General features: G+C 63.3%; 24 protein-coding genes. 11 read left to right on the forward strand and 13 right to left on the reverse strand.

All coding sequences use genetic code 11. The features are described 5' to 3' along the window. Positions 1 to 117: 117 nt before the first annotated feature. From CNX70_RS26145 to CNX70_RS26155, 3 genes are all read left to right on the forward strand, one after another. Positions 118 to 567, forward strand: coding sequence for an outer membrane lipoprotein (locus tag CNX70_RS26145; protein ID WP_096237940.1), 450 nt, complete (start codon positions 118 to 120; stop codon positions 565 to 567). A 321-nt stretch (positions 568 to 888) separates the two neighbouring features. Next, a complete protein-coding gene (locus CNX70_RS26150; protein ID WP_096237941.1) occupies positions 889 to 1,833 on the forward strand; it encodes a DMT family transporter in 945 nt (314 codons plus the stop codon). After that, positions 1,830 to 2,336 carry a GNAT family N-acetyltransferase gene (locus tag CNX70_RS26155; RefSeq protein WP_096237942.1) on the forward strand — a complete coding sequence of 169 codons (507 nt, stop codon included), beginning with the start codon at positions 1,830 to 1,832 and terminating at the stop codon, positions 2,334 to 2,336. The genes CNX70_RS26150 and CNX70_RS26155 overlap by 4 nt, the downstream gene beginning before the upstream one ends. A 306-nt stretch (positions 2,337 to 2,642) precedes the next feature. On the opposite strand, the gene CNX70_RS28440 is transcribed toward CNX70_RS26155, so the two are convergent. Beyond that, a complete protein-coding gene (locus CNX70_RS28440) occupies positions 2,643 to 2,780 on the reverse strand; it encodes a hypothetical protein (RefSeq protein ID WP_157751284.1) in 138 nt (45 codons plus the stop codon). Positions 2,781 to 3,006: 226 nt separating this feature from the next. On the opposite strand from CNX70_RS28440, the gene CNX70_RS26160 reads away from it, so the two are divergent. Next, positions 3,007 to 3,186, forward strand: a complete 180-nt coding sequence (locus CNX70_RS26160) for a hypothetical protein (protein WP_034746290.1) — start codon at positions 3,007 to 3,009, stop codon at positions 3,184 to 3,186. 5 nt (positions 3,187 to 3,191) lie between these two features. Here the strand turns inward: CNX70_RS26160 and CNX70_RS26165 are convergent, their stop codons facing one another. The 9 genes from CNX70_RS26165 to CNX70_RS26205 all read right to left on the reverse strand — a co-directional run bounded on the left by CNX70_RS26165 (position 3,192) and on the right by CNX70_RS26205 (position 14,459). Beyond that, positions 3,192 to 4,637, reverse strand: a complete 1,446-nt coding sequence (locus tag CNX70_RS26165; RefSeq protein ID WP_096238689.1) for a glycine betaine ABC transporter substrate-binding protein — start codon at positions 4,635 to 4,637, stop codon at positions 3,192 to 3,194. Between the two features lie 69 nt (positions 4,638 to 4,706). Then, complete coding sequence (gene hutI, locus CNX70_RS26170) at positions 4,707 to 5,933, reverse strand: imidazolonepropionase (RefSeq protein ID WP_096237943.1); 1,227 nt, start codon at positions 5,931 to 5,933, stop codon at positions 4,707 to 4,709. A 13-nt stretch (positions 5,934 to 5,946) separates the two neighbouring features. Then, entirely contained in the window at positions 5,947 to 6,522 is a 576-nt protein-coding gene (locus tag CNX70_RS26175) for a HutD/Ves family protein (protein WP_096237944.1), read from the reverse strand. Then, on the reverse strand, positions 6,522 to 7,898 hold the full coding sequence (locus tag CNX70_RS26180; RefSeq protein ID WP_244198961.1) for a formimidoylglutamate deiminase: 1,377 nt from the start codon (positions 7,896 to 7,898) through the stop codon (positions 6,522 to 6,524). Before CNX70_RS26180 ends, CNX70_RS26175 begins: the two co-directional genes overlap by 1 nt. Further along, the gene (hutG, locus tag CNX70_RS26185) at positions 7,895 to 8,683 is read right to left on the reverse strand and encodes an N-formylglutamate deformylase (protein ID WP_096237946.1); all 789 of its coding nucleotides are present in this window, start codon (positions 8,681 to 8,683) and stop codon (positions 7,895 to 7,897) included. Before hutG ends, CNX70_RS26180 begins: the two co-directional genes overlap by 4 nt. Positions 8,684 to 8,703: 20 nt before the next feature. Next, positions 8,704 to 10,263 (reverse strand): histidine ammonia-lyase, encoded by a 1,560-nt coding sequence (gene hutH / locus CNX70_RS26190; RefSeq protein ID WP_096237947.1) that lies wholly within the window; start codon positions 10,261 to 10,263, stop codon positions 8,704 to 8,706. Between the two features lie 19 nt (positions 10,264 to 10,282). Then, on the reverse strand, positions 10,283 to 11,986 hold the full coding sequence (gene hutU / locus CNX70_RS26195) for a urocanate hydratase (RefSeq protein ID WP_096237948.1): 1,704 nt from the start codon (positions 11,984 to 11,986) through the stop codon (positions 10,283 to 10,285). A gap of 126 nt (positions 11,987 to 12,112) precedes the next feature. Continuing rightward, complete coding sequence (locus CNX70_RS26200; RefSeq protein ID WP_096237949.1) at positions 12,113 to 13,786, reverse strand: amidohydrolase; 1,674 nt, start codon at positions 13,784 to 13,786, stop codon at positions 12,113 to 12,115. Positions 13,787 to 13,844: 58 nt separating this feature from the next. Further along, the gene (locus CNX70_RS26205) at positions 13,845 to 14,459 is read right to left on the reverse strand and encodes a GNAT family N-acetyltransferase (protein WP_096237950.1); all 615 of its coding nucleotides are present in this window, start codon (positions 14,457 to 14,459) and stop codon (positions 13,845 to 13,847) included. A 118-nt stretch (positions 14,460 to 14,577) separates the two neighbouring features. Between CNX70_RS26205 and CNX70_RS29060 the strand changes: the two genes are divergently transcribed. The 4 genes from CNX70_RS29060 to CNX70_RS28455 are packed head-to-tail and all read left to right on the forward strand — an operon-like array spanning position 14,578 to position 17,127. Further along, positions 14,578 to 15,648 carry a hypothetical protein gene (locus CNX70_RS29060; RefSeq protein ID WP_096237951.1) on the forward strand — a complete coding sequence of 357 codons (1,071 nt, stop codon included), beginning with the start codon at positions 14,578 to 14,580 and terminating at the stop codon, positions 15,646 to 15,648. 10 nt (positions 15,649 to 15,658) lie between these two features. Then, complete coding sequence (locus tag CNX70_RS28445; RefSeq protein WP_157751286.1) at positions 15,659 to 16,099, forward strand: hypothetical protein; 441 nt, start codon at positions 15,659 to 15,661, stop codon at positions 16,097 to 16,099. A gap of 7 nt (positions 16,100 to 16,106) precedes the next feature. Continuing rightward, positions 16,107 to 16,616: a hypothetical protein gene (locus tag CNX70_RS28450; RefSeq protein WP_157751288.1), complete on the forward strand. Its 510-nt coding sequence runs from the start codon at positions 16,107 to 16,109 to the stop codon at positions 16,614 to 16,616. A 13-nt stretch (positions 16,617 to 16,629) separates the two neighbouring features. Next, positions 16,630 to 17,127, forward strand: a complete 498-nt coding sequence (locus CNX70_RS28455) for a hypothetical protein (protein ID WP_157751290.1) — start codon at positions 16,630 to 16,632, stop codon at positions 17,125 to 17,127. A 5-nt stretch (positions 17,128 to 17,132) separates the two neighbouring features. On the opposite strand, the gene CNX70_RS26215 is transcribed toward CNX70_RS28455, so the two are convergent. The 3 genes from CNX70_RS26215 to ada all read right to left on the reverse strand — a co-directional run bounded on the left by CNX70_RS26215 (position 17,133) and on the right by ada (position 20,628). After that, positions 17,133 to 18,812, reverse strand: coding sequence for a mechanosensitive ion channel family protein (locus CNX70_RS26215; RefSeq protein WP_096237952.1), 1,680 nt, complete (start codon positions 18,810 to 18,812; stop codon positions 17,133 to 17,135). Positions 18,813 to 18,886: 74 nt separating this feature from the next. Further along, positions 18,887 to 19,576 carry a 2OG-Fe(II) oxygenase gene (locus CNX70_RS26220; protein WP_096237953.1) on the reverse strand — a complete coding sequence of 230 codons (690 nt, stop codon included), beginning with the start codon at positions 19,574 to 19,576 and terminating at the stop codon, positions 18,887 to 18,889. Beyond that, a complete protein-coding gene (ada, locus tag CNX70_RS26225) occupies positions 19,573 to 20,628 on the reverse strand; it encodes a bifunctional DNA-binding transcriptional regulator/O6-methylguanine-DNA methyltransferase Ada (RefSeq protein ID WP_096237954.1) in 1,056 nt (351 codons plus the stop codon). Before ada ends, CNX70_RS26220 begins: the two co-directional genes overlap by 4 nt. A 181-nt stretch (positions 20,629 to 20,809) precedes the next feature. Between ada and hutC the strand changes: the two genes are divergently transcribed. From hutC to CNX70_RS26240, 3 genes are all read left to right on the forward strand, one after another. Further along, a complete protein-coding gene (gene hutC / locus CNX70_RS26230) occupies positions 20,810 to 21,529 on the forward strand; it encodes a histidine utilization transcriptional repressor HutC (protein ID WP_096237955.1) in 720 nt (239 codons plus the stop codon). Between the two features lie 330 nt (positions 21,530 to 21,859). After that, positions 21,860 to 25,192, forward strand: a complete 3,333-nt coding sequence (locus tag CNX70_RS26235; RefSeq protein ID WP_096237956.1) for a PAS domain-containing hybrid sensor histidine kinase/response regulator — start codon at positions 21,860 to 21,862, stop codon at positions 25,190 to 25,192. Between the two features lie 73 nt (positions 25,193 to 25,265). After that, the gene (locus CNX70_RS26240; protein WP_096237957.1) at positions 25,266 to 25,724 is read left to right on the forward strand and encodes a response regulator; all 459 of its coding nucleotides are present in this window, start codon (positions 25,266 to 25,268) and stop codon (positions 25,722 to 25,724) included. The last annotated feature ends 298 nt before the right edge of the window (positions 25,725 to 26,022 follow it).

Genomic DNA, 26,022 nt, shown 5'->3' on the forward strand with positions numbered 1-26,022 from the left:
TAACAGATTTTTACTATTCGCAACTAGTTATCTGAGGCGAGTGTCCTTATGATAAGTCAGCATCTTTACTGCCGGTCGACGCAATCGGCAACTAACTTTTGTCCAAGGGAGTCCTACATGAAAGCACCAATTATTGCAGTGGCATTGCTCGCCACCCTGGCCGGCTGCGCCGTACAACCGAACTCGGCGAACGTGTACAACGCGCGCCAGGCGCAGAATGAACAATCGGTTCGCATGGGTACGGTTGAATCCGTGCGCCAGGTAAGCATCGACAAGGGCGAAACGGGCACGGGCGTGCTGGCTGGCGCGGCACTGGGCGGCGTGGCCGGTTCCGCGGTCGGCGGCGGCAAGGGCGCCATCGCGGCCACCATCCTCGGCGCGGTTGCCGGCGGCATGGCCGGCAAGAGCATCGAAGCGAATGCCTCGAACAAGGCCGGCCTGGAAATCACCGTGCGCCTGGACAATGGCGACATGCGCGCCATCGTGCAGGACGCGGACGAACTGTTCCGCCCGGGCGAACGCGTGCGCCTGCTGTCCGATGGCCGCAAGACCCGCGTCACGCATTGATCTGCTTGCCGGCGCATGCGCTCAGCCGAATGCGCCGGCAGCGAGCAAGGCAGACGGGTGCAGCCAGATGGCAATCACAGCGGTCACAACGACATACACAAGCAGGCTCCAGACTTTGATCTGCAGTGAGGCTGGCATGGCGGCTCCTTTTCAAAGAGGCAATTCAGAAAATATTTACTTGATAATAAAGTAAATATTTTCATAAATTCAACATTTTTCAGAAGCACTGCGCTGGCTCAATGCCCGGGTGTCTCCTGACCGCTCTTTGAGCAAGCTCGACCAAGACTCGCCATCCCCGCGCGATGCCCGTATACTTGCGCGATGTCCTCTCCTATCCTGTTTATCATTGCCTGCCTGATCTGGGGCTCCACCTTCTGGGCCATCACATTGCAGCTGGGCGATGTCGCCCCCGCCGTTTCCGTGGTCTACCGCTTCGGCCTGGCTTCCGCCACCCTGTTTGCCTGGTGCGCCCTGCGCGGCGACACCCTGCGCCTGCCCTGGCGCGCGCAAAAATGGATGCTGCTGCAAGGCTTGGCCTCGTTTGCCCTCAGCTATGTGTGCACCTACAGCTCGGAGCAATACCTGGTTTCGGCCCTCGTCAGCGTGCTGTTCGCGCTGATGGTGTTCTGGACGCCCTTGCTCAACCGCATCGCCTTCGGCACGCCGATTACCTGGAGCACCTGCTGCGCGGCGTTTGTCGCCATCTGCGGTATCGTGCTGCTGTTTTACCAGTCCATCGGCGCGGCGCTGCACGATATTCTCGGCGGCGGCAAGGGGCACTTCCTGCTCGGCTTTATCCTGGCGCTGGTGGCCACCATTTCCAGCACGGCCGGCAACGCCCTCGTCATGAAAGTGCGCGAACACTCGGGTAACGTGATGCTGACCATGGCCTGGACCATGCTGTGGGGCACCTTGATGGTGGCCGCCTGGGCCATCGCCACAGGCCAGTCCTGGCAGTTACCCACGCGCCCCAGCTACTGGATGGGCTTGGTATATCTGGCCATCTTCGGCTCGGTGATCGCCTTCAGCGCGTATTTCACTTTAATAGCCCGCATCGGCACGCAAAAGACCGTGTACATCGGCGTCGTCACGCCCGTCATTTCCGTGCTGCTGTCGGTGCAATTCGAACAGTACCGGCCCGCCCCCATCGAATGGGTGGGCATGCTGCTATGTCTGTCCAGCGTGGCCTGGGCCCTGACCTCGGGCGCGCGCAAGACGGCTGCCGTCGCCTCCCTTTCCACCACTCCATCAACAAAGGCAATATGAGCACCTCTTCCACCCTCGCCATCCGTCCCGCCCAGGAAACCGACGTGGCCGCCATCTTCGGCATGATCCATGAACTGGCCGTGTTTGAAAAACTGGAACACATGATGATCGCCAAAGAATCCATGCTGCACGACAGTCTGTTCGGCAAGCACCCCGCGTGCGAAGCGCTGGTCGGCGAGGAAGATGGCGAGGTGCTGACGTTCGCCCTGTTCTTCCATAATTTTTCCACCTTCCTGTGCCGCAAGGGACTGTACCTGGAAGACCTGTATGTGAAGCAATCGGTGCGCGGCAAGGGCTATGGCAAGCAGATGCTGGTGGCCCTGGCGCAACTGGCCGTCGAACGCGATTGCGGCCGCTTCGAATGGTCGGTGCTGGACTGGAATGAAAACGCGATCAACTTCTACAAGGGCATGGGCGCGGACGTGATGCCGGACTGGCGCATCTGCCGGGTCGCTGGCGATGCCTTGACGCAATTGTCGGCAGGAACGCCGAAGCTTGCCTGATTGAAGGGGAACTGTAGCGAGCGGATGCGATTTGTGGCCGAGAAGCGGAACTGTACGCAAGTACGGGGCCGCCGAGGCAGTGAGCATCCCAGGGCGCAAGGCGCGCCGCGCAGTAAGTTCCAAAAAAATCCCCGCAGGCTAGCGGCACCGCGGGGTGAACCCATTGTCAAGTGGGAGGGGGAGAATGCAATCAACGGTTATCAATATAAACGCTACGACTTGCCAACGCGTCGACCTTTACATTTGCTTACCGGGCCTTACATTTGACTTAAGTCCGCTAACCAAGTGTCGCTCGGAGGACACTGATTATTTCCGTGGTTCAATCAACGTGCCATGCAAGCCGATATGTTGTTGCGCAACCCCACTGCCACCCTGCGCATTTTTATAGATTTGGTACACTGTCAGGCAGGCGATGCAGCCAGCAACCACGGCAAAAATGACCATGCGACGCTCCTTGAGTTTTTTGTAGGTATCAGGGAAAACAGAGCCTGCGGCCGATGATGTCCAAGCAGGGAAGATTCAGTGTGGCATCTTCGGCTGGTGGGGCATTGCGCAATATCAAACGCGTCAACGTGACGGCGCGCTGGCGTTTGATGCGACGCAAAATGGCGGCAATGCGCTCACACACAATGAACGAATCAATGAACGAATCGCATACGGGAGCCACATCATGAATGTCTCTGCCAAACCGCTCGTCATGAAAATCTACCGCGCCTACCTGCGCTCCCGCCTGGAACGCTACACGCGCGACTTGCAAGCCATCGCCGAACAGCGCGAAAACGACTTCCAGGCTGAACGCATCCTGCACCAGGCCGTCGTCTCGGTGCGCTCCAAACTGCATTCGCTGTGACGCCCTCAGTGCTGCCGGCCGGCCACGGCCCAGCGCTCCACCAGCTCGAACAAGCCTTGCGTCAGCAGGGCCAGCACGGCTGCTGGGATCGCGCCGGCCAGCAGCATGTCGTTGTCGTTCAGCGCCAGGCCGATGGTGATGCGTTCACCATAGCCGCCCGCGCCGATGAAGGCGGCGATGGTGGCCGTGCCCACGCTCATCACGGCGGCCGTTTTCACGCCCGCCAGCATGACGGGCAAGGCCAGCGGCAAGTCCACGTGCAGCAGGCGGTCGCGCCGGCTCAAGCCCAGCGCCAGCGCCGCCATGCGCAAGCCTTGCGGCACCTGCAAGATGCCCGTGCAGGTGTTGCGCACGATGGGCAGCAAGGCGTACACGAATAGCGCCACCAGCGCCGGCACGGTGCCGATCATGCCCAGCACAGGGATCAAGATCGCCAGCAGGGCCAGGGAGGGCACCGTCTGCAGCACGCCGACGAAGGCCAGCACCGTTTGCCGCAGCGGCGCCGAAAACGCCGCCAGCACGCCCAGCGGAATGCCGATCAGGCAGGCCAGCGCCACCGACAGCAGCACCAGAGTCACATGCTGGCGCGTCAGTGTCCACAGATCATCGCCGATGATTTTATCGAGCAGCTTGCTGCGCGCGGCGGACGGTTTGCTTGCCTGCGTGCCGGAGGCCAGCCACTGGTGCGCCACGTCAGAAAAACGCTTGCCATCGATTTCCACTGCCGCATTCATGGCGATCATGTCGCCCTCACTGATGCGCCCCTGCAGCCCTTGCAAGGCTTGCCAGGCGGCGGGAAAACGCGGCGGCAAGTCGAGCCGGTACAAGAGCATGGCGTCGTAGCGGGGAAAATACTGCTGCGTGTCGGCCAGCACGCGCAAGCCGTACTGACGGATCTTCGCGTCCGTTGAATAAATGTCGATCACGTCCACCTGGCGCTGCGCCAGCGCTTCATAGGCGATACCATGATCGAGCCCGCGCGGGCGCTGCGGCAAGCCATAGCGCGCGGCCAGGCCCGGCCAGCCATCGACGCGGCCGATGAATTCATGCGACAGCCCAAAGGTCAGGGCCGGGTGCTGCGCCAGCTGTCCCAGGCTGGCGAGGGATTGTTCATCACCGCGCATGGCCAGCGCATAGGTATTATTAAAGCCCAGCGGCACGGCCACGCCCAGCCCCAGCGCCGCCAGTTCGCGCCGCATCTGTTCCAGATCAATGGCTTTGTCGTGCTTGAGGATTTCGCTGGCGATCGTGCCCATGTATTCGGCATACACGTCGATGCTGCCCGCCTGCAGCGCAGCGAGCACGATGGCCGTATTGCCCAGTCCCTGGCGGTGCTCCGTCCTGACGTGCGGCGCGGCGCTCTGCTTGACGATTTCGCCGAGAATATACGATTCGGTAAAGCGCTTCGAGCCCACCTTCAAGGTGCCGCCGTCCTGGGCAAGGGAGGACATGGGCGCGGTGGCGAAGACTAGCGACAACAACAGGTAAACAACACGCACGCGGCGCTCCAGGACGAATGATCAGTCCGCCAAGCTTACCACCGGCGCGCGCCAGACACCGCCGTGCACCACGCCCGCGCACGGGTTCAGGCCCAGCGCATACGCCAGGTCGGCCGGGCGCGCGATGCGCCACAGGGCGAAATCGGCGCGCTTGCCCACTACCAGGCTGCCCGTTTCATGCTGCAGGCCCAGCGCGCGCGCCGCATGGCACGTAGCACCGGCCAGCGCTTCCTGCGGCGTCAGGCGCCACAGCGTGCACGCCATATTCATCGCCAGCAGCAAGGACGTCATGGGCGAGGTGCCCGGATTGCAATCGGTAGACACGGCCATCGGCACGCCGGCCGCGCGCAAAGCGATGACAGGAGGTTGCTGTACTTCGCGCAAAAAGTAATACGCGCCCGGCAGCAGCACGGCCACCGTGCCATGTTCTGCCATGGCGGCGATGCCCTCTTCCGATAAAAATTCCAGATGGTCGGCCGACAAGCCATCGTAGCGCGCCACCAGCGCCGCACCACCTAAATCAGACAGCTGCTCCGCATGCAGTTTCACGGGCAAGCCCAAGCCTCGCGCCGCCTCGAACACCCGCTGCGTTTGTGCCGGCGTAAAGCCGATGCGCTCGCAAAACGCGTCGACGGCGTCGACCAGGCCATCGCTGGCCAGCCGGGGCAGCATCTGCGCGCACAGCAGGTCGATATACGCATCGGGCTGGCCCGCATATTCGGGAGGCAGCGCGTGCGCGCCGAGGAAGGTGGTGCGCACAGTGACCGGTAGCTGTTTGCCTATCCTGCGCGCCACGCGCAGCATCTTCGCTTCGCTGTCCGCAGCCAGGCCGTAGCCGGACTTGATCTCCAGGGTGGTCACGCCCTCGGCCAGCAGCGCCAGCACGCGGGGCAGGCTTTGCCGCAGCAACTCGTCGTCGCTGGCCGCGCGCGTGGCGCGCACGGTGGACATGATGCCGCCGCCGGCGCGGCTGATGTCTTCATAGCTGGCGCCATTCAGGCGCGCCTCGAATTCGTCGCTGCGGTTGCCCGCGTGGACGATATGCGTATGGCAGTCGATCAGGCCGGGCGTCAGCCAGCAGCCCTGCCCATCGAGCAGCACCGCGCCGCTGGCCGGCAGCTCGTCGCCGGGACCGAACCAGGCGATGCGACCATCCTTGACGGCGATGGCCGCGTCCAGCAGCTCGCCATAACCGTGCTCCATGGTGGCCAGGTGGACGTTGTGGATGACCAGGTCCCAGTCTTGCATGGTGTTTTCCTCGTTAGATGAACAGGTCGACGCGGAACACGGCCGTGCGCTGCAGAGCTTCCAGCCGCCATTCCTGCGCATCGTCGGCATCGAGCAGCAGCGCGTCATGGCGGGCCAGCGCGAACTGCTGGTCGCTTGCGCGCGCCAGCACGAGTCCCTCGCCGGCGACGAACAGCAAGGTCGCTGCGCTGCGCCGCGCCAGCTTGCCCGGCGCCGTGATTTTTTCCAGCTGGTGGCGGCAGCGGTCACGCCGCGTCATCACGTTGAAATCCGTCGTGACGCCTTTCACTTGCGCGGACACGGCCGCCTCGCCGGGAAACCACAACATCGGTTGCGCCGCGCTCAAGGTCACCTTGCGCGTGCCCTCAAACGTCAGCTGCACGCTGTCGCCATCGACCAGCATCAGACTGCGGTCGATGCCGGGAAAGCTGGAAAACGGCCCACTGGCCGTGATCGTCGCCAGGCTGATACGCCAGTCGAAGTCGTCGAAGCCGGCGCCCAAGGGAGCAATGGCGATTTCCGTCGTACTGCCGCCGCCATTTTTCCATGGCGCGGCGCGCAGGCATTCGTGCGGAATGAAGGTCGCCATCAGAGCGCTCGCAGTTGCGCCAGGGTGCGCTTGTAGGCAGCCGCGATGGCGTCCTGCGCCACGTGGCGCCCGCCGCGCACCTGCCACTGGCCGCCGCACAGCACGTCGCGCACCAGCTTGTCGTTGCCGCAGAAGATAACACTGCCCAGCACATCGGCGATGGCCACGCCGCACAGATTCACATGCGCCTCGTCGAGCACCAGCAAGTCGGCGCGGCAGCCCGGCGCCAGGGCACCGAGCTTGCGTCCGGACGCCTGCGCGCCGCCGCGCAAGGCCGCCTGCCACAGGTAGTCGCCCACATGCCGCTCATCGGGTGTGGCGGCGACATTGCGCTGCTGGCGCTGCAAACGCTGGCCATATTCAAGCCAGCGCAATTCTTCCACCGGCGACTGCGATACATGGCTGTCGCTGCCGACGCCGAAGCGCCCGCCGGCGGCGATGAATTCGGCCAGCGGGAACAGGCCGTCGCCCAGGTTCGCCTCCGTCGTGGGGCACAGGCCCGCCACGGCGCCGCTGGCGGCCATCAGCGCCACCTCGTCAGACTGCACATGCGTGGCATGCACGAGGCACCAGCGCGCGTCGACATCGACCTGATCATACAGATACTGCACCGGGCGCCGGCCGCTGTAGTCAACACATTGGCGCACCTCGCCCTGCTGCTCGGCGATGTGGATGTGAATGGGGTGCAGTGGCGGCAGCGCTTGCGCCACTGCGCGGATCTGCGCCACGTCGGCGGCGCGCAGCGAGTGGGGCGCGAAGCCCACCTCCACCTGCCCGCCGCGCTGCGGCGCCAGCGCCTCGATGATGCGCAAGACATCATCCGCAGTGGTACGGAAGCGCGCCTGCTCGGGTTTGAGGGGTTGTGCGCCGAAGCCCGCATGGCTGTACAACACGGGCAGCATGGTCAGGCCGATGCCGCTGAGGCGCGCCGCGGCCAGCACCCGTTCCGCCGTTTCCGCGGGACGCGCATACAGCGCGCCGGCCGCATCGCGCTGCAGATAATGGAATTCGCACACGGCCGTGTAGCCATGGCGCAGGCATTCCGCGAACAGCTGTGCGGCGATGCTTTCCATCTGCTCCGGCGTGATGTGGCGCGCAAAGCGGTACATCAGGTCGCGCCAGGTCCAGAAACTATCCGCTACATGATTAACCTCGTCACCTGCAACCTCCGTCATGCCGCCCAGCGCCCGCTGGAACGCATGCGAATGCAGGTTGACCATGCCGGGCAAGACATATTGCGCCACTTCCACGCCAGGCGCCGGAACGGCATCCTCCTGGATGCGCGTCAGATCGCCGGCCGCATCCCATTCCAGCAGCACGTCGCGGCACCAGCCCTGCGGCAGCAGCGCATGGCGCGCAAACAAGCAGCCGCTCAACGCGCCACCCACGCCACGGCCGCGTCCATCATCTGACGCAGCAGCGGCTGCACCTTTGTCGCCAGGTCGGGCCGGTAGCCGAACGGCGCCGTCTCGTCCATGTACAGGCACTGGCACATCTCCAGCTGGATCGCATGCACGTGCTTGTCCGGCTGGCCGTAATGGCGCGTGATATGGCCGCCCTTGAAGCGGCCGTTGAGCGCCACGGTAAATTCATCCTGCGCGCGCGCGATATCGACCACGGCGGACGTCAGGCCGCTATTGCAGCTGACTCCATCGGCCGTGCCGAAGTTCAGGTCGGGCAGCTTGCCCTCAAAAAAACGCGGCACGTGCGAGGCGATGGAATGGGCATCCCACAGCACCACGGCGCCATGCACGCGCAGCAGGCGGTCCAGTTCCCCGCGCAGCTGCGCATGATACGGCGCCCAGTAGCGCTGCAACCGGCGCTGCACATCAGCCGCATCGGGCTCTTTGCCGGCCAGGTACAGCGGCTCGCGGTGAAAGGTATCGTTGGGCAGCAAGCCCGTCGTATCCTGGCCCGGATACAGATTCGTGTCTTCCTGCGGGCGATTCAAGTCGATGGTGTAGCGCGACCAGCGCGCCGACAGCACGGATGCATCCATCTCCTGCAAAAAGCCATACAGCTCGCGCAAATGCCAGTCCGTATCGGCCTTGATCAAGGCCTGCGGCGTCATGCGCGCGGCGATATCATCGGGTATGTCGGTGCCCACGTGGGGCATCGACACCAGCAGCGGGATGCTGCCTTCGTTGAAGCGGAAATCCATGCTTGTCTCCTTGCGCCCGCTCAGGCGTACAGCGGGGCGAACAAATTCTTGCACGTGCTGCTCAATTCACCGTGCAGCACCATCTGCTTGGCCGCTTCGATGTCCGGCGCGAAAAAGCGGTCGGCGTCGAAGAACGGCACCTTCTGGCGCAACTGGTGATGCACGTGTTCCAAGTGCGGCGAGGTTTTCAGCGGACGGTGGAAATCGATGCCCTGCGCAGCAGCCAGCAGCTCGATGCCGACGATGACGGCCGTGTTGTGCGCCATGTCGTCCAGGCGGCGCCCGGCGAACGTGGCCATGCTCACATGGTCTTCCTGGTTGGCGGACGTGGGCAGGCTGTCGACGCTGGCCGGATGCGCGAGCGACTTGTTTTCCGACGCCAGCGCGGCGGCCGTCACATGGGCGATCATGAAGCCGGAATTGACGCCCGGATCGCGCACCAGGAACGGTGGCAAGCCAGACAAGGTGGCGTCGATCAGCAGCGCGATGCGGCGCTCGGCCAGCGCGCCAATTTCGGCGATCGCCAGCGCCAGGGTGTCTGCCGCAAAAGCGACAGGCTCGGCGTGGAAGTTCCCGCCCGAGACGATTTCCGCCTGTCCGCCGGGACCATCCTGGAAAATCAGCGGATTGTCCGTGACGGCATTGGCTTCGATCAGCAGAGTACGGCCCACATTGCCGATCAAATCGAGGCAGGCGCCCATGACTTGCGGCTGGCAGCGCAGGCTGTACGGGTCTTGCACGCGCTCGTCGCCTTCCAGGTGCGAAGCGCGAATGGCGCTGTTGGCCACCAGTTGGCGATACATCTGCGCGGCCAGGATCTGCCCCGGCTGTCCGCGCACGGCGTGCACGCGCGCATCGAACGGCGCATCGCTGCCCTTGGCCGCATCGAGCGACAGCGCGCCCGTGACCATGGCCGCTTCCAGCAGGCGTTCTGCCATGAACAGGCCATGCAGCGTCAGCGCGTTCGACACTTGCGTGCCGTTGATCAGCGCCAGGCCCTCTTTTGCCGCCAGCACGACAGGCGCGATGCCGGCCTGCGCCAGCGCCTCGGGGGCCGGCATCAATTCGCCATTGACGCGCACGTCGCCCACGCCCAGCATGGCCAGGGTCATGTGTGACAGGGGTGCCAGGTCGCCCGAGGCGCCCACGGAACCCTTGGCGGGAATGGCCGGCATGATGCCCGCGTTGTACAGGGCGATCAGGGTATCGACGATCAGCGGGCGCACGCCGGAATAGCCGCGCGCCAGGCTGCCGATCTTCATCAGCATGATCAGGCGCACGACGGCGTCCGACAGCAGCTCTCCCGTGCCGACGGAATGCGACAGGATCAGGTTGCGCTGCAATTGCTCCAGCTTTTCATCGGGGATGCGCGTCTTGGCGAGCAGGCCGAAGCCCGTGTTGATGCCGTAGGCCGCATCGCCCTTGGCGACGATGGCTTGCACGGCCGCAGCCGACGCCTCGATGACGGGATACGCCTCGGCGGCGAGAATCAGTTTGGCGGGTGCGGCCCAGACGGCGCGCAGGTCGCCCAAGGTCATCGCGCCCGGTTTCAGGGTCCAACTTTTGGCGTGCTGTGTCATAGTCATTCGAGTCTAAGTCTCAAGGAAGCATGGGAAGAATCAGGCCGTTGCGCTTGGCGCAGGCGGCCGCTGTTTCATAGCCGGCATCGGCATGGCGCATCACGCCCGAGCCGCTGTCGTTGACCAGCACCCTGGCCAGGCGTTTTGCCGCGCTGTCCGTGCCGTCGGCCACGATGACCATGCCCGCATGCTGAGAATACCCCATTCCCACGCCGCCGCCATGGTGCAGCGAGACCCAGGTGGCGCCGCCGGCCGTGTTCAGCATGGCGTTCAGCAGCGGCCAGTCGGAGACGGCGTCGGTGCCATCCTTCATGCTTTCCGTCTCGCGGTTCGGGCTGGCGACGGACCCCGTATCGAGGTGGTCGCGGCCGATGACGATGGGCGCCTTCAGCTCGCCCGTGCGCACCATCTCGTTGAAGGCCAGTCCCGCAATGTGGCGCTCGCCCAGTCCCAGCCAGCAAATGCGTGCCGGCAGGCCCTGGAAGGCGATGCGCTCGCGCGCCATGTCCAGCCAGTGGTGCACCTGCGCATGGTGCGGGAACAGCTGCTTGATCTTCGCATCCGTTTTATAGATGTCTTCCGGGTCGCCCGACAGGGCCACCCAGCGGAACGGCCCCCGTCCTTCGCAAAATTGCGGGCGGATGTAGGCGGGCACGAAGCCGGGAAAATCGAAGGCGTTGTTCACGCCCTGGTCGAACGCCACCTGGCGGATGTTGTTGCCGTAATCGACAGTGTGCACGCCCATGGCGTGGAAATCGAGCATGGCTTGCACATGGGCGGCGCAGGAATCGGCGGCGGCCACCGTCAGACGCGCGTGGCGCTGCGGGTCCTGCTGCGCCGCCTTCCAGTCCGACACGCTCCAGCCGCGCGGCAAATAGCCGTTGACCAGGTCATGCGCAGACGTCTGGTCCGTCACCAAGTCCGGCAGCAGGCCGCCCGCTTTCGCGCGGCGCACGAGTTCCGGCAACACTTCGGCCGCGTTGCCCAGCAAGCCAATGGAAATGGCTTCCTTGCGCTGCGTATGGTATTTGACCAATTCCAGGGCTTCGTCCAGGCTGGCCGCCTGCTTGTCCAGGTAGCGCGTGCGCAAACGGAAGTCGATGCTGCTTTGCTGGCATTCGATATTGAGCGACACGGCACCGGCCATGGTGGCGGCCAGCGGCTGCGCGCCGCCCATGCCGCCCAGGCCCGCCGTCAAAATCCAGCGCCCGCCCCAGTCGCCGCCGAAATGCTGGCGGCCCGCTTCGGCGAAGGTTTCATACGTGCCCTGCACGATGCCCTGCGTGCCGATGTAGATCCAGCTGCCGGCCGTCATCTGGCCGTACATGAACAGGCCTTGCCGATCGAGTTCGTTGAAGTGTTCCCAGTTGGCCCATTTCGGCACCAGGTTGGAGTTGGCGATCAGTACGCGCGGCGCGTCCGCGTGGGTCTGGAACACGCCCACCGGCTTGCCGGACTGGATCAGCAAGGTCTGGTCGTCTTCCAGTTCGCGCAGCGAGGCGAGAATCTGGTCGAAACAGGCCCAGTTGCGGGCGGCGCGGCCGATGCCGCCGTAGACGACCAGATGCTGCGGATTTTCCGCCACTTCCGGGTCCAGATTATTTTGCAACATGCGGTAAGCCGCCTCGGCCTGCCAACTCTTGCAAGCCATGACCGTGCCGCGCGGGGCGCGGATGGTACGGCTGGCATCAAAGCGTGGATCGGTGTCCATTGTGCTGTTCATGCTGTCTCCTCGTAGGGTGCAAGCGGACATGCGTGGTCCGCTCTGGTGCTCCCAGCATAGGTTGTCTATACAACCAAGTCAACAGGTTTTCTTTGGGGTCAGACCCGCCGGGTCTGACCCCAGCCTTTATTTTTTCTCGAACACGCGCTTGCCCGCCACCCACGTCTGCAGCACCTGCGTCTTGCCGATAGCCGTCGGCGCCACCTTGAACAAGTCCTGGTCAACGACGATGAAATCCGCCCATTTGCCCGCTTCCAGGGTGCCGATGACCTTTTCCTGGTGCGCCGCCCAGGCCGCGTCCAGGGTGAAGCAGCGCAGCGCTTGCGTCACCGTCATGGCTTGCTGCGGATACCAGCCGCCGGCTGGGAAACCGTCGCTGTTTTGCCGCGTGACGGCCGCGTGGATGCCCTCGAACGGATTCGGCGACTCGATAGGGAAGTCCGAACCGCAGGCGATGCGCGAACCCTGCTGGAGGAAGGTGCGCCACGCATATGCGCCCTTGATGCGCTCGTGCCCCACGCGCTGCTCCGCCATGTTCTGGTCGGACGTGGCGTGCGTCGGCTGCATCGATGGCACGATGCCGAGCCTCTTGAAGCGTGGGATGTCGCTCAATTGCACCACCTGCGCGTGCTCCATGCGGTGGCGCAGGCCCACGCTGCGGTATTGCGCGCTCAAGGCCTGGTAACCGTCGAGGATTTGATGGTTGCCCGCGTCGCCGATGGCGTGCACGTTCACCTGGTAGCCGGCGCGCATGGCTTTTTCCATCTTCGCGCGCATGGCATCATCCTTGTAGAACAGCAGGCCGCGGGTAGAAGCATCGTCGCTGTACGGCGCCAGCAGGGCCGCGCCGCGGCTGCCCAGGGCGCCGTCGGATAGCAGTTTGACGGCGCGCAAGGCGTACATGTCGCGCGCATAGCTAGTTAAAGGGCCGTTTTTCGACAGCGCGTCAAAGTCATCCGTGGTATCGGCAATCATGCCGTACACGCGCACCGTCAGCTTGCCGTGGTCCGCATAGTCGCGGAACAATCGGTCCTGCATCTGGCCGATGCCCGCATCGTGCACGCTGGTCAGGCCCACTTGCGACAGCTGCGCCAGCGCGCCATCGAGGGCAGCGCGGTTTTCCACGTCGCCCGGTTTAGGCAGCACGGCGTCCATCAAGTCCATGGCGTTATCGACCAGCACACCGGTGGCATTGCCGTTCGCATCGCGGACTATCTTGCCGCCCGCCGGATCTGGCGTGGCGCGCGTGATACCGGCCAGCGCCAGCGCGCGGCTGTTGGCCCAGCCCGCGTGGCCATCGACGCGGCGCAACCACACGGGCCGCGCACTTTCCGCCGCATCGAGCTCAAACGCCGTGGGAAAGCGCCCCAGCTTCCAGATTTCCTGGTTCCAGCCACTGCCGATGATCCAGCTGCGTTCCGGATGCGCGCGGGCGAAGTCGCCCACGGCCTGCACGGCGGCCGGCAGCGAGGACGAACCGTACAACATCACGCCGCTGGCAATCGTCCCCAGGCCGAACACGTGGCCATGCGCGTCGATCAGGCCCGGCAACACGGTTGCTCCCTGCACGTCGACATGGGTGGCGCCCTTGGCCGCCTTGCGCTTCACCTGCGCGGCACTGCCGACGGCGAGCAGCTTGCCCCCGTCGTCAAACGCCAGCGCCGTGAAGCGCACTACCTTGCCGTGCGCGTCGAGCGTGTAGCCGTTGGCATTGTCGATGACGGTATCGGCGTGGGCGTGGCCCAAGGTGCCAAGGCAGGCGAGAACGAGCAGGGTGCGGCGCAGTGGCAGGGTCGGCATTTCCATCTCCAAGTCTTGAATGAAAAGACGAGTGTATAGAAATTGGCAAAATGGTCAATCAGGCAGCGTGCGGCTGCCTTAGCATCAGCCAGTAATCGCACCCCGTGACAGCTTCCGCGTAGCGTCCCGCCACCGCGAAGCCCATCCGGCCATAGAACGGCAGGCTGCGCTCATTGTAGGTCTCCAGGAAGCACAGGGCACGAGCCGCATCGACGGCCGCCAGGCCAGGCGCCAGCACGGACGCGCCCAATCCCCGGCCCTGTGCGTCCGGGTGGATGCCGGCGATCGACAGATACCACGCGTCCTGCAGACCATGTGGCGCCAGCGCGTGCTCCATGTTCTCGACGATGGCCGAAAAGTGTGCAAAGCCGCGCTCCCCCAGCAGCGCGCGCAAGGCGTCTTCGCGCTGCGCGTACGCGGCCTGGCGCAGGGCCGCCGGCGTATCCGTGGTCCAGATCGCGGCGCCATTTCCCCCGTCATCAGCCAGGTCGACGCGGCCCGCCTGCTCGCCCTCGGCCAGCGCCAGCGCGAAGTAAGCACCCAGCATTTCCAGCCGGGCCGCCTCGTCCTCGCCGCACGCCACCGTGACAGCGCGGTAAAACGGGTCGCCGATCAGGGCGGCGGCCAGGCTGCGAGAGGTGCGGGAGGCTTCGGTGTGGGATGGGCGGGACATGGTTCTCTTTCTTTGTGTTAAAACGCCCGGCATCTTAGCGCAAGCGCGCAGGCCTTGCGCCTGGTCAATACTTCCCCGCCGCCGCTGTCCTACGCTGGCGTTTTATCGCGGAGGTTCCATGGCCAGGCACCATGTCATCAGCACCACCGCATGCGACGTGTTCTTCAAGCTCGTGAGCCACCAGAAGAAGAACCTGGGCGCGCACTTCGACAGCATGATCGTCACCTTCAGCGCCGACGGCCAACCCGTGCTGGGCGCCACCCTGCGCAATGCAAAAAGCGGCTGCGAACTGCACCGCCTGGCCGGCCAGCCCGACGAATGCTGGTGCTGCGGCTACGACGAGCAGCTGGAATTCGTCTCGCAAAATAAGGTGCCGCTGGCGCACGCCGACTACCGCCTCACCTTGAGCAATGGCGAAACGTGGACGGGGACGACGGATGCAAAGGGACGCACGGGGCGCGTGGCCAGCAAGCAGGAAGCGCAAATTACCCAGGCCGAATTCCTGCCGCACGCGGATAAATCGCCATGTTGCGCCGCCGCGCCAAAACACGCTGCGCCAGCCATCAAGGTCGTCCAACTGGAAGGCATCAAGACGACCGACAAGGACGTCGGTTCGTCCGTCAAACAGGTCAAAGTGAAAGACAAGGTTCGCCCGCTGACCAAGGGTGAGATCGACATGGCGTGGATGCTGTTCCAGGATGCGATCGACTATGGCAAGGTCAAGGTGCATGGGGAGCCGTATTTGTGGTTTGGCTTGCAGCCCAAGAACGTGGCTATGACGCCGGATGGGGAGATTTATTTTCATCCGTCGGAATTTCGAGAAGATTTTTCAAAGGAAAAGCCAAGGCCGAAAAACTGGTTCATGCATGAAATGGTCCATGTTTGGCAGCATCAATTAAATTATCCGGTGGCGATACGGGGTCTTGTCAGGCTAGGTTTGGATTACAAGTATGTGCTAATCCCAAAGAAAAAATTATCAGACTACAACATGGAAGCCCAGGGTGATCTGCTCGCCGACTATCACACATTGAAGTATTTAAAAGATCCAGACGCAATGCGTCAACCTAAATATCAACACTCACTAAAACTTTATGAAGAGGTACTACATGAGTTTTTTAAAGATAGGAAAAGCAAGGCAAATCTGCCTGGCCGTAATGCTGAACATGAGCCTTTGTTTGACATACCATGACGCTTTCGGCATGTCCCGCATGGCATACGCGGAAGTACAGCTAAAAAATGGCACTCCCTGTTTCTCCATTTCTGAAAAGGAAGAAGCGCGTAACGGGGTTCCGCAGATTAGTGCGGTCGTACTGACAGATGTATCCGTCAAGCCAGCAGTCAAAGTATGGTCTTTTCTTTTACCGGGCGCAGCGACTATTCCTGTTCATGCCAGGTCCTGCCTTCTGTATGGAGTTGCACCAGCAACAGCAGAGGTCAAGCCACCCAAAGCGCCGCCGCTGAAAACGGGGCGCATGTATGACGTCTTCCTGAACGGTGGGCCAGCCGATCCATCGGACCCTACTCGCGGTTACGTGGGCAAGTTTTGCTTATTCACCGACATCTCCGGGGAGCGCAAGATTCTTCGTATCGACAGCGATAGCCAAGCCTGGATAGATGAAATCTGTTCCGTTCAGAAATAGGGAAAACATGATGTCCTTGCAGCAGAATGCCCTGTTCATACTGCTCATGTCCCTCGGCCTGCATGCCTGTGCAACATCACGCATCGCCGATGCTGAAATCAGTTCCGTGAATGGCACACCCTGCTTCACAATCTTGCTAACGGAAGAAAATCGCAACGGCCAGCCACTCCTGGGAGCACTCAGCATTTCAGATCTGTCAGAAAAGCCCGTCGTTGGTGTATGGAGTTTTTATATGACTGGTGGAAAAAAAGTACCGCTCTCGTCAAAAATTTGCCTTCGATATGGCGATCTTCCTCAGGGAGCGGACGGCATGCCCGCCCCTGAACTGCAAACAGGACGGGTCTATAGCATTTTCCTCAATGGAAGACCAAATGATCCTGCAGACCCCACCTATGGCTACATGGGAAAATTTTGCATACTAGCCACGGCCACTGGTGAACGAAAAATCATCGCCATTGGCAGCGACACGCCAGCATGGAAACAGGATAGTTGCACGGAACATTCGCTCATCAGATAGTGCGGGGATCGCCATGCCACATCGTCACACACTGCTATTCCTGCTTGCCACGCTGACGACTATCAATGTCTCGGCGTGGTCGCGCATGGCTGATGCCCGCATTCACTCTGTCAACGGCATGCCCTGCTTCTCAATTACAAAAAAGGAAGAGGCGCGCAATGGCCTGCCATTTCTTGGCGCACTCATGGTTTCAGACATGTCCGTGCAACCGGTAAAAGAAGTATGGGGACTCTCCATGCCTCCAGACATGCCGCTACCCATCCGCGCCAGCATATGTATACGTTATGGAAACGTGCCTACCGGCGCGACGGGCATACGCGCTGAAAAACTGATACCCGGGCATTTTTATCATGTGTTCCTAAATGGCCGCCCCAAAGATCCGTCCGATCCAACCTATGGCTATCAAGGCAAATTCTGCGTGAGAACTACGGCTGCTGGCAGCCAGCAAGTCATTCCTATTATCAGCGGCATGCAGGCCTGGATCGATGAAGTTTGCCCACTTCCTCCCTAGCACCTTCAGGGCTTCGGAGGCACCACTTGACTCGTCTCTTCCTCCCCCCGCCTTGCCGGCGCCCTGAACCACTCACTAGGCGGCACCACGTGCGACTCTTTCGGGTCATCGATGTAGTGCGGCGAGGTGATTTGCACGTCGAATTCGTTGAAGACGTCGATGATGTTCTGGTGCAAGCGGTTCAGCACTTCGGCGCGCTGGCGGGGGACTTCGGCGCTGGCGTAGGCGACCAGGCGGTATTGCACGTAGTAATCCTGCAGCGCCAGTTGCATCACGTACGGTTTCGGCGTGGTCGACAGTTCCGGCGTGCGCGACGCGGCCAGTTCCAGCATGGCGTGCACCTGGCGCCACGGCGTGGCATAGCCGATGGTGACGGTGGAGTCGAGCACGAAGCCGCCGCCGGGCTGGGCGCGCGAATAGTTTTTCGTCGTTTGCGACATGACCCAAGCGTTCGGCAAGGCAACTTCCTCGCCCAGGCCCGTGCGCAGGCGCGTCTCGAACATGCCCACGTCGACCACCGTGCCTTCGCTGTCGCCCACGCGCACATATTCGCCCTTGCGCAGGGCGCGCGTGTACATCAGGATCAGGCCGCTCGCGCCCTGGCCGACGATGCTCGACGCACCAATCGACACCATCAGGCCGACCAGCACGGAGAGTCCCTGGAAGGCGGCCGTGTGCGAGCCGGGCAGATACGGATACGCCATGGCCAGCGCGAACAGCCAGATCACCACGCTGGCGATGCGGCGCGTCGGCAGGGCCGTGTCCTTGTCGAGCCAGCCGATCTGCAATTCGCCGCTTTCCACGCGCTTGAACAGCGAGGCGGCCGTGGCGGCGATCAGGCGCGCGATGGCGAAGATCACGCACACCAGCACCAGCCCCGGCAAGGCGCCGATGATGGCGTGCAAGACATCGGCCGCCACGTCGAACAGATAGCCGCTCAGGCTTTCGCCCCAGGAACGCGTGTAGGGCAGGCGGCCCAGCACGAAGGCAGCCCACAGATACGTGGCCATCAGGCGCAAGCCCCACAGCACGGCGCTCAGCAGTTGATACGCGAAGGCGATGTAGTGCTCGGCGTCGAGCACGCGCACATTCTTCAGGCGCACATCGCGCAGGCGCGAGGCCAGCAGGATGCCGCTGCGGCGCTTGGCCCAGCGGTAAAAGCGCGTCAATCCCAGCCACACCAGCCAGAACACGAGGGTGGCGGCCGCGCATACGGCGGCGGCGATCGCCAGGTAGCGCCAGCTGCTCTGCTCGCGATAGTCGAGCACGGCCTTGCTCAACTCGCCAGCCGCCACTTTCGCCACGCTTTCCGTCGTGTCGCCGGCCAACTGGTTGACGTCGCCGGGCACGACGACGAACAGCTGCACGCCGTCGAGCAGCACTTGCGTGCCTTCAGGAATCATGCGCGTGCTCGTCTGCAAGGGACCGTTTTTCGCCAGCACGCCTTCCAGGCGGCGCTGCGCGCCGATGGCGCGTTCATCGGGCGGATAGCCGGCCAGCGCGGCGCGGAAGATGAATACCTTGCGGTTGGCAAACATCAGCGGCGCCGTCCTGGCCGCCGCAGCCTGTGACGGCGCGATGGTAGTCGCGGCTTGCGCAAAGAGCGAGGATGCGCCATCGTCCGCGTGGGCTGCGGGCAACAGGAACATGGTCAACAGGCACAGCAGGCGGAGCAACGCGGACATGGCAGAAATGAAAGAGTGACAAGAAGAGCCATCATGCCATGTAATCCTGGAAACTCAAGCGTCGCAGCTAGCGTTCAGCTCGCATCGTGAAAAATGATGCCCAGGGTGTGGCGCAAGCCAGAACGCAGGCGCGACACGCCATGGCGCATGTTGACGCGGTAACTGCCGCGCATGCCATTCACGGGGCGCTGCGCCACGGGAAAGAGGACGGCGTCGCCCTGCGCCAGCGGCACGACCTCGGCGCGCGACTGCATGCGCGGGCGCTGCTCCGTCAGCACGAACTCGCCGCCCGTGAAATCGTCTTGCGGGCGCGACAGCAGCACGGCCAGTTGCAGCGGAAACACGTGCTCGCCATACAGGTCCTGGTGCAGGCAGTTGTAATCGCCTGCGCGGTAGCGCAAGAGCAAGGGCGTGGGCCGCGTCTGCCCGGCCGCATGGCAGCGCGCCAGGAAATCGGCGTGACTGGGCGGAAAGCGCGTCTCCAGGCCCATGCTGGCATGCCAGCGGTTGGCGATCGCTGCCAGAGGCGAATACAAGCGCGTGCGCAGATCGGCGACGACGTCGGGCAGCGGATACGCCCAGTACTGGTACTCGCCCTGGCCAAAACCGTGGCGCTGCATCACGACCTTGCTGCGAAAACGCGACGCCTCGTCATACTGCGCCGCCAGCGCGGCGCAGGCATCCGCATCGAGCAAGCCCGGCACGACGGCATAGCCATGCGCATTGAGCGCATCCTCGATTTGCCGCCAGTCCAGCGCCCTCACCGCTCGCCCTCGCGCTCCAGCAGCGCCTGCTTGCGCTCCACGCCCCAGCGGTAGCCGGACAGCGCGCCATCGTTGCGCACCACGCGGTGACAAGGGATGGCGACGGCCAGCGCATTCGCGGCGCAGGCGCCCGCCACGGCCCGCGCGCCGTGCGGGGCGCCGATGCGCCGCGCCAGCTCGGCATAGCTGACCGTGCTGCCGGCGGGAATGTCGCGCAAGGCTTGCCACACGCGCTGCTGGAACACGGTGCCGCGCACGTCGAGCGGCAAGTCCAGACCGATAGCGGGCGCTTCGACCAGGCCGATCACCTGCGCCACCGTCTGTTCATAGTCCGCTTCCGCGCCGCGCAGCTCGGCTTGCGGAAAGCGGTCCTGCAAGTCGCGCAGCAGCACTTCCGGGTCGTCATCGATCAAAATGGCGCAAATGCCCTTCTCCGTGCTGGCCACCAGGATGGCGCCCAGCGAACAGGCGCCGATGGCGAAGCGGATCACGGCGCCGCTGCCGCCAGCGCGAAACGCGCCCGGCGTCATGCCCAGCAAGCCCGGCGTGGCGGCATACAGGCGGCCGCTGGAATTGAAACCGGCCGCATATAACGTTTCCGTGACGTTCGCCGCGCCCTGCAAGCCGGCCTTCAGGCGCTCGCCGCGCCGCGCCGCCGCATAGGCTTTTGGCGTGATGCCCGTGTGCGCCTTGAAGACACGGTGAAAGTGAAAGCGGCTCATGCCGGCGGCACTGGCAAGGCTGTCCAGGTCAGGCAGCTCGTCGCTGGCATCGATCAAACGGCAGATGTCGGCCACGATGGCCGCCTGGCGCTGGGCCAGCGGCGGCAAATTCGGTTTGCAGCGCAGGCAGGGGCGAAAGCCGGCCGCCTCCGCCTGCTCGCAGCTGGCGTGGAACGCCACGTTGCGGCGCAAGGCGGGACGCGCGGCGCAGGAAGGACGGCAATACACGCCCGTCGTGCGCACCGAGTAATAAAAGACGCCGTCGGCGTCGGGCGCGCGCCGCTGCAGGGCGTCCCAGCGTTCATCATCGGTGGTGTAAGAGTGATCCATGTCGGACTCCGTGCTTGTCATTGGCAAGTAGCCAGCATAGCCAGCAGCCGCGCGCGCCACACTCCGGCGCTTGCTTTTGAATTCAAAAAAGGCTGGCGGCAGGCGGCGTGCTCGGTGCTAAAATCGGCCATCGCGCCTCCAGCCGGGGGCGCGCCCTGCCCGCGCCCCCGGAGAAACCGCATTGGACGATCATACTACCCAGGAAAATACGCCCATTTTCCAGCGCATCAAGGATTTTCTGCTGGCCGGCATCGCCGCCGGACGCTGGAAGGAAGGCGACGTGATTCCCTCCGAGCAAGCCCTGGTAAAACAATTCGGCGTCTCGCGCATGACGGTCAACCGCGCCGTGCGCGAACTGACCAGCGAGCAAATACTGACGCGGCGCCAGGGTTCCGGCACCTACGTGGCGCAGCAAAAATACCAGGCGACCTTGTTGGAAATCAAAAGTATCGCCGATGAAGTGCGCGCGCGTGGGCATATCCACCGCAGCAGCTTGCAATTACTCGAACGCACCAAGGCCTCGGATTTGCTGGCCAAGCAATTCGGCTTGCCGCCGGAACACCCGCTGTTTCATTCGCTGATCGTGCATTTTGAAAACGGCGTGCCGATCCAGGTGGAAGACCGCTGGGTCAATCCCGAATGCGCGCCCGATTACATGACGCAGGATTTTTCCAGCATCACGCCGAACGAATACCTGATGGCCGCCGCCCCGCTGCAAGGCGCCACCTACAGCATCGAGGCGCTGTCGGCGCCGCGCGACATCGCCGAAATGCTGGCCATCGACACCAAACAGCCATGCCTGGTGCTGCGCCGCCAGACGCGCTCGGGCGGCAAGATCGCCTCGATCGCCACCATGTGGCATCCCGGACACCGCTATCAGTTTGCAGGAAGCTTCGCCTAAGGTTATCGCCGCAATTGAGTAGCACGATTTCGCGCCAACTTTCTCACGAATTCTCACCAAATCGCAAAAAAAACAGCCATTCCGGGGCAAAAAAAATCCCGTTTTGGCCGTTTCAGAACTTAACTACTGCGACTAAATATTCGATGCTATAGTTGCCGCCAGAAAGCGCCGCAGGCGTTTATTTGAGCGCGCATCATGCCCTGTCAGCCCAGTTCAATCATGCCCCAGAAAGGGATGCATTTGTCGTATTGCAGCCACACGAGTTTCAGCGCACCGCGCCGACGGCGCCCTGCGCTGCGTCGGCTCGCTCGCATGATACTGGCGGCAGGCATGGCATTCTCGCTGCCGGTGCAGGCGGCGGTACACGGCATGGCGCCGACACTGCTGTGGCCGTACGCTGCCGCCAGCGCCACCGCCCTGGCGGGACTGGCTTGCTGGCAAGCCTGGCGGCTGCGGCAACAACTGCGCCACCGGCTCCTGCCCGCCCATGCCCTGAGCGAACAGGATGCGGGGCAAGCCTTGCGCGGCGCGGCCCTGACTGGCTGGACTTGGCGGCGCCAGTCCGACCGCTTGCAGTTCGCTTCCCAGTACCAGGACGTGCTGGGCGACAAGAGCGCCAGGCTCGACCATACACTGGCCGACTGGCTGGCCGAAGTACACCGCGACGACCGCGCACGCCTGAGTCTTACATTTCGCCAGCATCTGGATGGCCAGGCGCACGGCACCTTCAATTGCGAATTCCGTTTGCGCCACAGCGACGGCCACTGGCGCTGGCTGCTGGCGCGCGGCGCCGTGCTGGCACGCGCCTCGGATGGCGCCGCCACCCACGCCAGCGGCATCGTCTGCGATATCAGCGAACGCAAGCAGGACGAGCAATCGCGCATGCGTTCGATGCTGGAAGCGGCGCCCGAAGCCATGCTGGTAGCCGACGTGGAGGGCAAGGTGCATTACGCGAATCAGATCGGCGCGCGCTGTTTCGGCTATCCGCTGGCAGAATTGACGGGCATGTCGCTGGAGCAACTGGTGCCGGAAAGCACGGCCAACCACTCCGTGGGCGACCCGCAAGCGCGGCACAGCCTGCCGGGCCGGGTGATGATGGCGCGCCGCCGCGATGGCACGCACTTCCCCGCCAAGGTCAGCCTGTCGCCGCTGCGCATGGCCGGGCAAGTGTTTTCCATCGTCTCGCTGCGCGACATGACGCAGCGCCAGCGCGCCGAAGAAGCCTTGCACGCCAGTTCGGAACGCTACCGCCTGATCGTGCAGACGGCGGCCGAAGGCATCTGGATGACGGATGCGGACGGCAAAACCACCTTCGTCAACCCGAAGATGGCGCACATGCTGGGCTATACGGTGCAGGAAATGCTGGGCCGTCCCATGCTCGACTTCATGGACCGCGACAGCCAGTTGCTGATGCAGCGGCGCCTGGCCAGCCACGGCAGCTTGGCCAGCCAGCCGGACCAGGTCGACTTCCGCTTCTTCCGCAAGGACTTGTCCAGCCTGTGGGGCTTGCTGTCGAGCACCAGTATCCAGTCGGAGAATGGCGAGCCGGGCGGCACGCTGGCGATGATTACCGACATCACGGAACGGCGCCAGGCGTCCATCGCCCTGTCGAACTCCAGCCAGCGCATGGCCTCCGTGTTCGGCGCCGTGACGAATGGCCTGGTGGTGCAGGACAGCCAAGGCCACATCCTGGAAAGCAACGCCGCCGCCGAGCGCATGCTGGCGGCCAGTCCGGCCAGTCCGGCCAACCGCAGCCTGTGGCAAGCCATCCGCGAAGATGGTTCCGCTTTCGACCAGCGCAGCCATCCCGTGCACATCACCCTGTCGACGGGTGTCGCCATGCGCGACGTGCTGATGGGTGTGCAGCAGCCTGACGGCAGCCTGTCGTGGCTGTCCGTAAATACCGAGGCCATCCGCGATGAGTACGGCAAGGTGGGCATGGTGGTGGCCAGCCTGACGGACATCACGTATCACAAGCGCAGCGAGAGCGCCTTGCGCGAACTCAATGAACACTTGGAAGAGCGCGTGGCGCAGCGCACGGAGCAACTGGACCAGGCCAAGCAGGTGGCCGAAGAGGCCAGCCTGGCGAAAGGACAATTCCTGGCCAACATGAGCCATGAAATCCGCACGCCGATGAATGGCGTGATCGGCATGGCGTATCTGGCCCTCAAAACAGACCTGGAACCGCGCCAGCGCGATTACCTGGAAAAAATCCGCTTCGCCGGCGAACATTTGCTGGGCATCATCGACGATATTCTCGACATCTCGAAAATCGAGGCGGGCAAGCTGGAAATCGAGCGCGTCAACTTCAGCTTCGACCACGTGGTGCAAACCCTGATGACGGTGGTGGCGCCGCGCGCCGCCAGCAAGAACCTGGAACTGCTGTTCGAGATCGACCCGCAATTGCCGGCCGTGCTGGTGGGCGACCCGCTGCGCCTGGGGCAAGTGCTGATTAACTACGCCAATAACGCCATCAAGTTCAGCGAACAGGGCAGCATCACCGTGAAAGTGCGCAAAGTGGTGGCGGACGCCAAGCACTGCCTGGTGCGCTTCGAAGTGTGCGACCACGGCATCGGCCTGTCGCAGGATGAAATGAGTAAACTGTTCCAGTCCTTCCAGCAAGCCGACACCTCCACCACGCGCGAATATGGCGGCACGGGCCTGGGCCTGGCCATCTGCAAGCAGCTGGCCCAGCTGATGGGTGGCGACGTGGGCGTCGACAGCCGCCCCGGCGCCGGCAGCACCTTCTGGTTCACGGCCAATCTGGGTATTTCCGACCAGGCGGCGCCGGCCATGCTCGACAGCATGGCGCAGACGGCAGCGGCCATGCGCGCCAGCGCCGACGCCGCCCTGGTCATGCGCACGCTCAAGCATGCGCGCATCCTGCTGGTGGAAGACAACACCTTCAACCAGCAAGTGGCGCTGGAATTGCTGGAAGAAGCGGGCGCCTCCGTCTGCCTGGCCAACAATGGCGAAGAGGCGCTTGACCTGCTGCGCCAGACGCAGTTCGACTGCGTACTGATGGACGTGCAGATGCCGTTGATGGATGGCTTGCAAGCGACGCGCCACATCCGCGCCGACCCGCAGCTGGCGCATCTGCGCGTGCTGGCCATGACGGCCACGGCCACCAGTGAAGACCGCGTGCGCTGCCTGGAGGCGGGCATGGACGATTTCATTTCCAAACCGATCCAGCCGGCCATGATGTACCAGACCATCGCCAGCTGGCTGCCGGCGCGCGAGACACCGTCGCCGCCCGCGCGCAGCCGCGCCGCGCCCGCCTTCAAGACCACGCTGGCCGGCGATCCGCAAGTGATCGACCTGTCCATCCTGGCCAAGTTGCTGGGCTACAACCCGGAAAAAGTGCGTAAATTTGCCTTCAAGTTCCTGCAGACGACGCAGGATGGCTTTGGCGACATCGATGCGGCCCTGGCACGCGGCGACGTGCACCAGGTACGCGAACTGGGGCACCGCATCAAGTCCTCGGCGCGCACCGTGGGGGCCCTGGGGCTGGCCGAACTGTGCCAGAACCTGGAAACCCTGGCGCCGGGCGAACCGGCCGACGAGGCTGAACGGGCACAACACATTGTGGCGCGCCTGTGGCCCCTGCTGGAACTGATTACCGAACAAATCATGAATAACACCAGCTTTGCCAATGACGATTAGCTACCGCCAAATCACCTTACGGCAAGGTATCGGCATCGACAACGATGCAGCATATCAATAGGAAGACAGAACGATGAATACTGTATCAAACCAAGCAAGCCGGGAACACAACGAAGCAGGCCTGGCGCCGTTGCGCGTGCTGCTGCTGGACGACGACGTTTTCATGCTCGACGTGCTGAGCGACATGCTCGAGCAAATGGGCCCGTTCGACATCCGCTGCGAATCGCACAGCGAACAGGCGCTGGCGGCCCTGAAGCAGCACCAGCCCGACCTGCTGATCTGCGACCTGTCCATGCCCGACATCGACGGCATCGAATTTCTGCGCATGGCGGCGGAGAATGGCTTCCGCGGCGGCGTAGTATTGCTGTCGGGTCTGCATTCGGCCGTGCGCCTGGCGGCCGAACGCCTGGCCGTGGCCAATGGCCTGCATATATTAGGCACCTTCCGCAAGCCGATGGAAAGCGCGGAATTGCAGCTCATGGTGAACTTGCAACTGCAGCACACGGCGCGTCTGGCCAGCGTACATGCCTGAGCGCGGAGGATGGCCGGAGGGCGGGTACGGCGCTGCGGGCCAGCAGGCATGCGGCTTTGCCGCCCTGCCTGCACGCGCGGTGGCGATATGCCTCAAGTTTTTCTGCAATAATCGCCACGCTTTGAAAAAATGGGTTATTATTTCAGCCATCCCCGCCTGCATACCTCTGGTCGCACCTTCCAAGAATATTGAAGTCGTGCCCATTGTCCCCATCTGCTAGCTGCATTCCAGGAAGCATGGATGGCGAACCAGCGTATGGTTAATCCCAGGCATTATTGATCCCACCCTCATTTGAGGA

Source organism: Janthinobacterium svalbardense, assembly GCF_002327145.1.
Classification (GTDB): Bacteria; Pseudomonadota; Gammaproteobacteria; order Burkholderiales; family Burkholderiaceae_D; genus Janthinobacterium; species Janthinobacterium tructae.

Coding starts and splice junctions, on each gene's coding strand:
- ada (WP_096237954.1), bottom strand. CDS start 20,628: ATGGATCACTCTTACACCACCGATGATGAACGCTGGGACGCCCTGCAG.
- CNX70_RS26205 (WP_096237950.1), bottom strand. CDS start 14,459: ATGTCCCGCCCATCCCACACCGAAGCCTCCCGCACCTCTCGCAGCCTG.
- CNX70_RS28445 (WP_157751286.1), top strand. CDS start 15,659: ATGTCCCGCATGGCATACGCGGAAGTACAGCTAAAAAATGGCACTCCC.
- CNX70_RS28455 (WP_157751290.1), top strand. CDS start 16,630: ATGCCACATCGTCACACACTGCTATTCCTGCTTGCCACGCTGACGACT.
- hutG (WP_096237946.1), bottom strand. CDS start 8,683: ATGGATTTCCGCTTCAACGAAGGCAGCATCCCGCTGCTGGTGTCGATG.
- CNX70_RS26200 (WP_096237949.1), bottom strand. CDS start 13,786: ATGCCGACCCTGCCACTGCGCCGCACCCTGCTCGTTCTCGCCTGCCTT.
- CNX70_RS26175 (WP_096237944.1), bottom strand. CDS start 6,522: ATGGCGACCTTCATTCCGCACGAATGCCTGCGCGCCGCGCCATGGAAA.
- CNX70_RS28440 (WP_157751284.1), bottom strand. CDS start 2,780: ATGGTCATTTTTGCCGTGGTTGCTGGCTGCATCGCCTGCCTGACAGTG.
- CNX70_RS26160 (WP_034746290.1), top strand. CDS start 3,007: ATGAATGTCTCTGCCAAACCGCTCGTCATGAAAATCTACCGCGCCTAC.
- CNX70_RS26145 (WP_096237940.1), top strand. CDS start 118: ATGAAAGCACCAATTATTGCAGTGGCATTGCTCGCCACCCTGGCCGGC.
- hutU (WP_096237948.1), bottom strand. CDS start 11,986: ATGAACAGCACAATGGACACCGATCCACGCTTTGATGCCAGCCGTACC.
- CNX70_RS26215 (WP_096237952.1), bottom strand. CDS start 18,812: ATGTCCGCGTTGCTCCGCCTGCTGTGCCTGTTGACCATGTTCCTGTTG.
- CNX70_RS26155 (WP_096237942.1), top strand. CDS start 1,830: ATGAGCACCTCTTCCACCCTCGCCATCCGTCCCGCCCAGGAAACCGAC.
- CNX70_RS26150 (WP_096237941.1), top strand. CDS start 889: ATGTCCTCTCCTATCCTGTTTATCATTGCCTGCCTGATCTGGGGCTCC.
- hutH (WP_096237947.1), bottom strand. CDS start 10,263: ATGACACAGCACGCCAAAAGTTGGACCCTGAAACCGGGCGCGATGACC.
- CNX70_RS28450 (WP_157751288.1), top strand. CDS start 16,107: ATGATGTCCTTGCAGCAGAATGCCCTGTTCATACTGCTCATGTCCCTC.
- CNX70_RS26165 (WP_096238689.1), bottom strand. CDS start 4,637: ATGTCCTCCCTTGCCCAGGACGGCGGCACCTTGAAGGTGGGCTCGAAG.
- CNX70_RS26235 (WP_096237956.1), top strand. CDS start 21,860: ATGGCATTCTCGCTGCCGGTGCAGGCGGCGGTACACGGCATGGCGCCG.
- CNX70_RS29060 (WP_096237951.1), top strand. CDS start 14,578: ATGGCCAGGCACCATGTCATCAGCACCACCGCATGCGACGTGTTCTTC.
- hutI (WP_096237943.1), bottom strand. CDS start 5,933: ATGCAAGACTGGGACCTGGTCATCCACAACGTCCACCTGGCCACCATG.
- CNX70_RS26240 (WP_096237957.1), top strand. CDS start 25,266: ATGAATACTGTATCAAACCAAGCAAGCCGGGAACACAACGAAGCAGGC.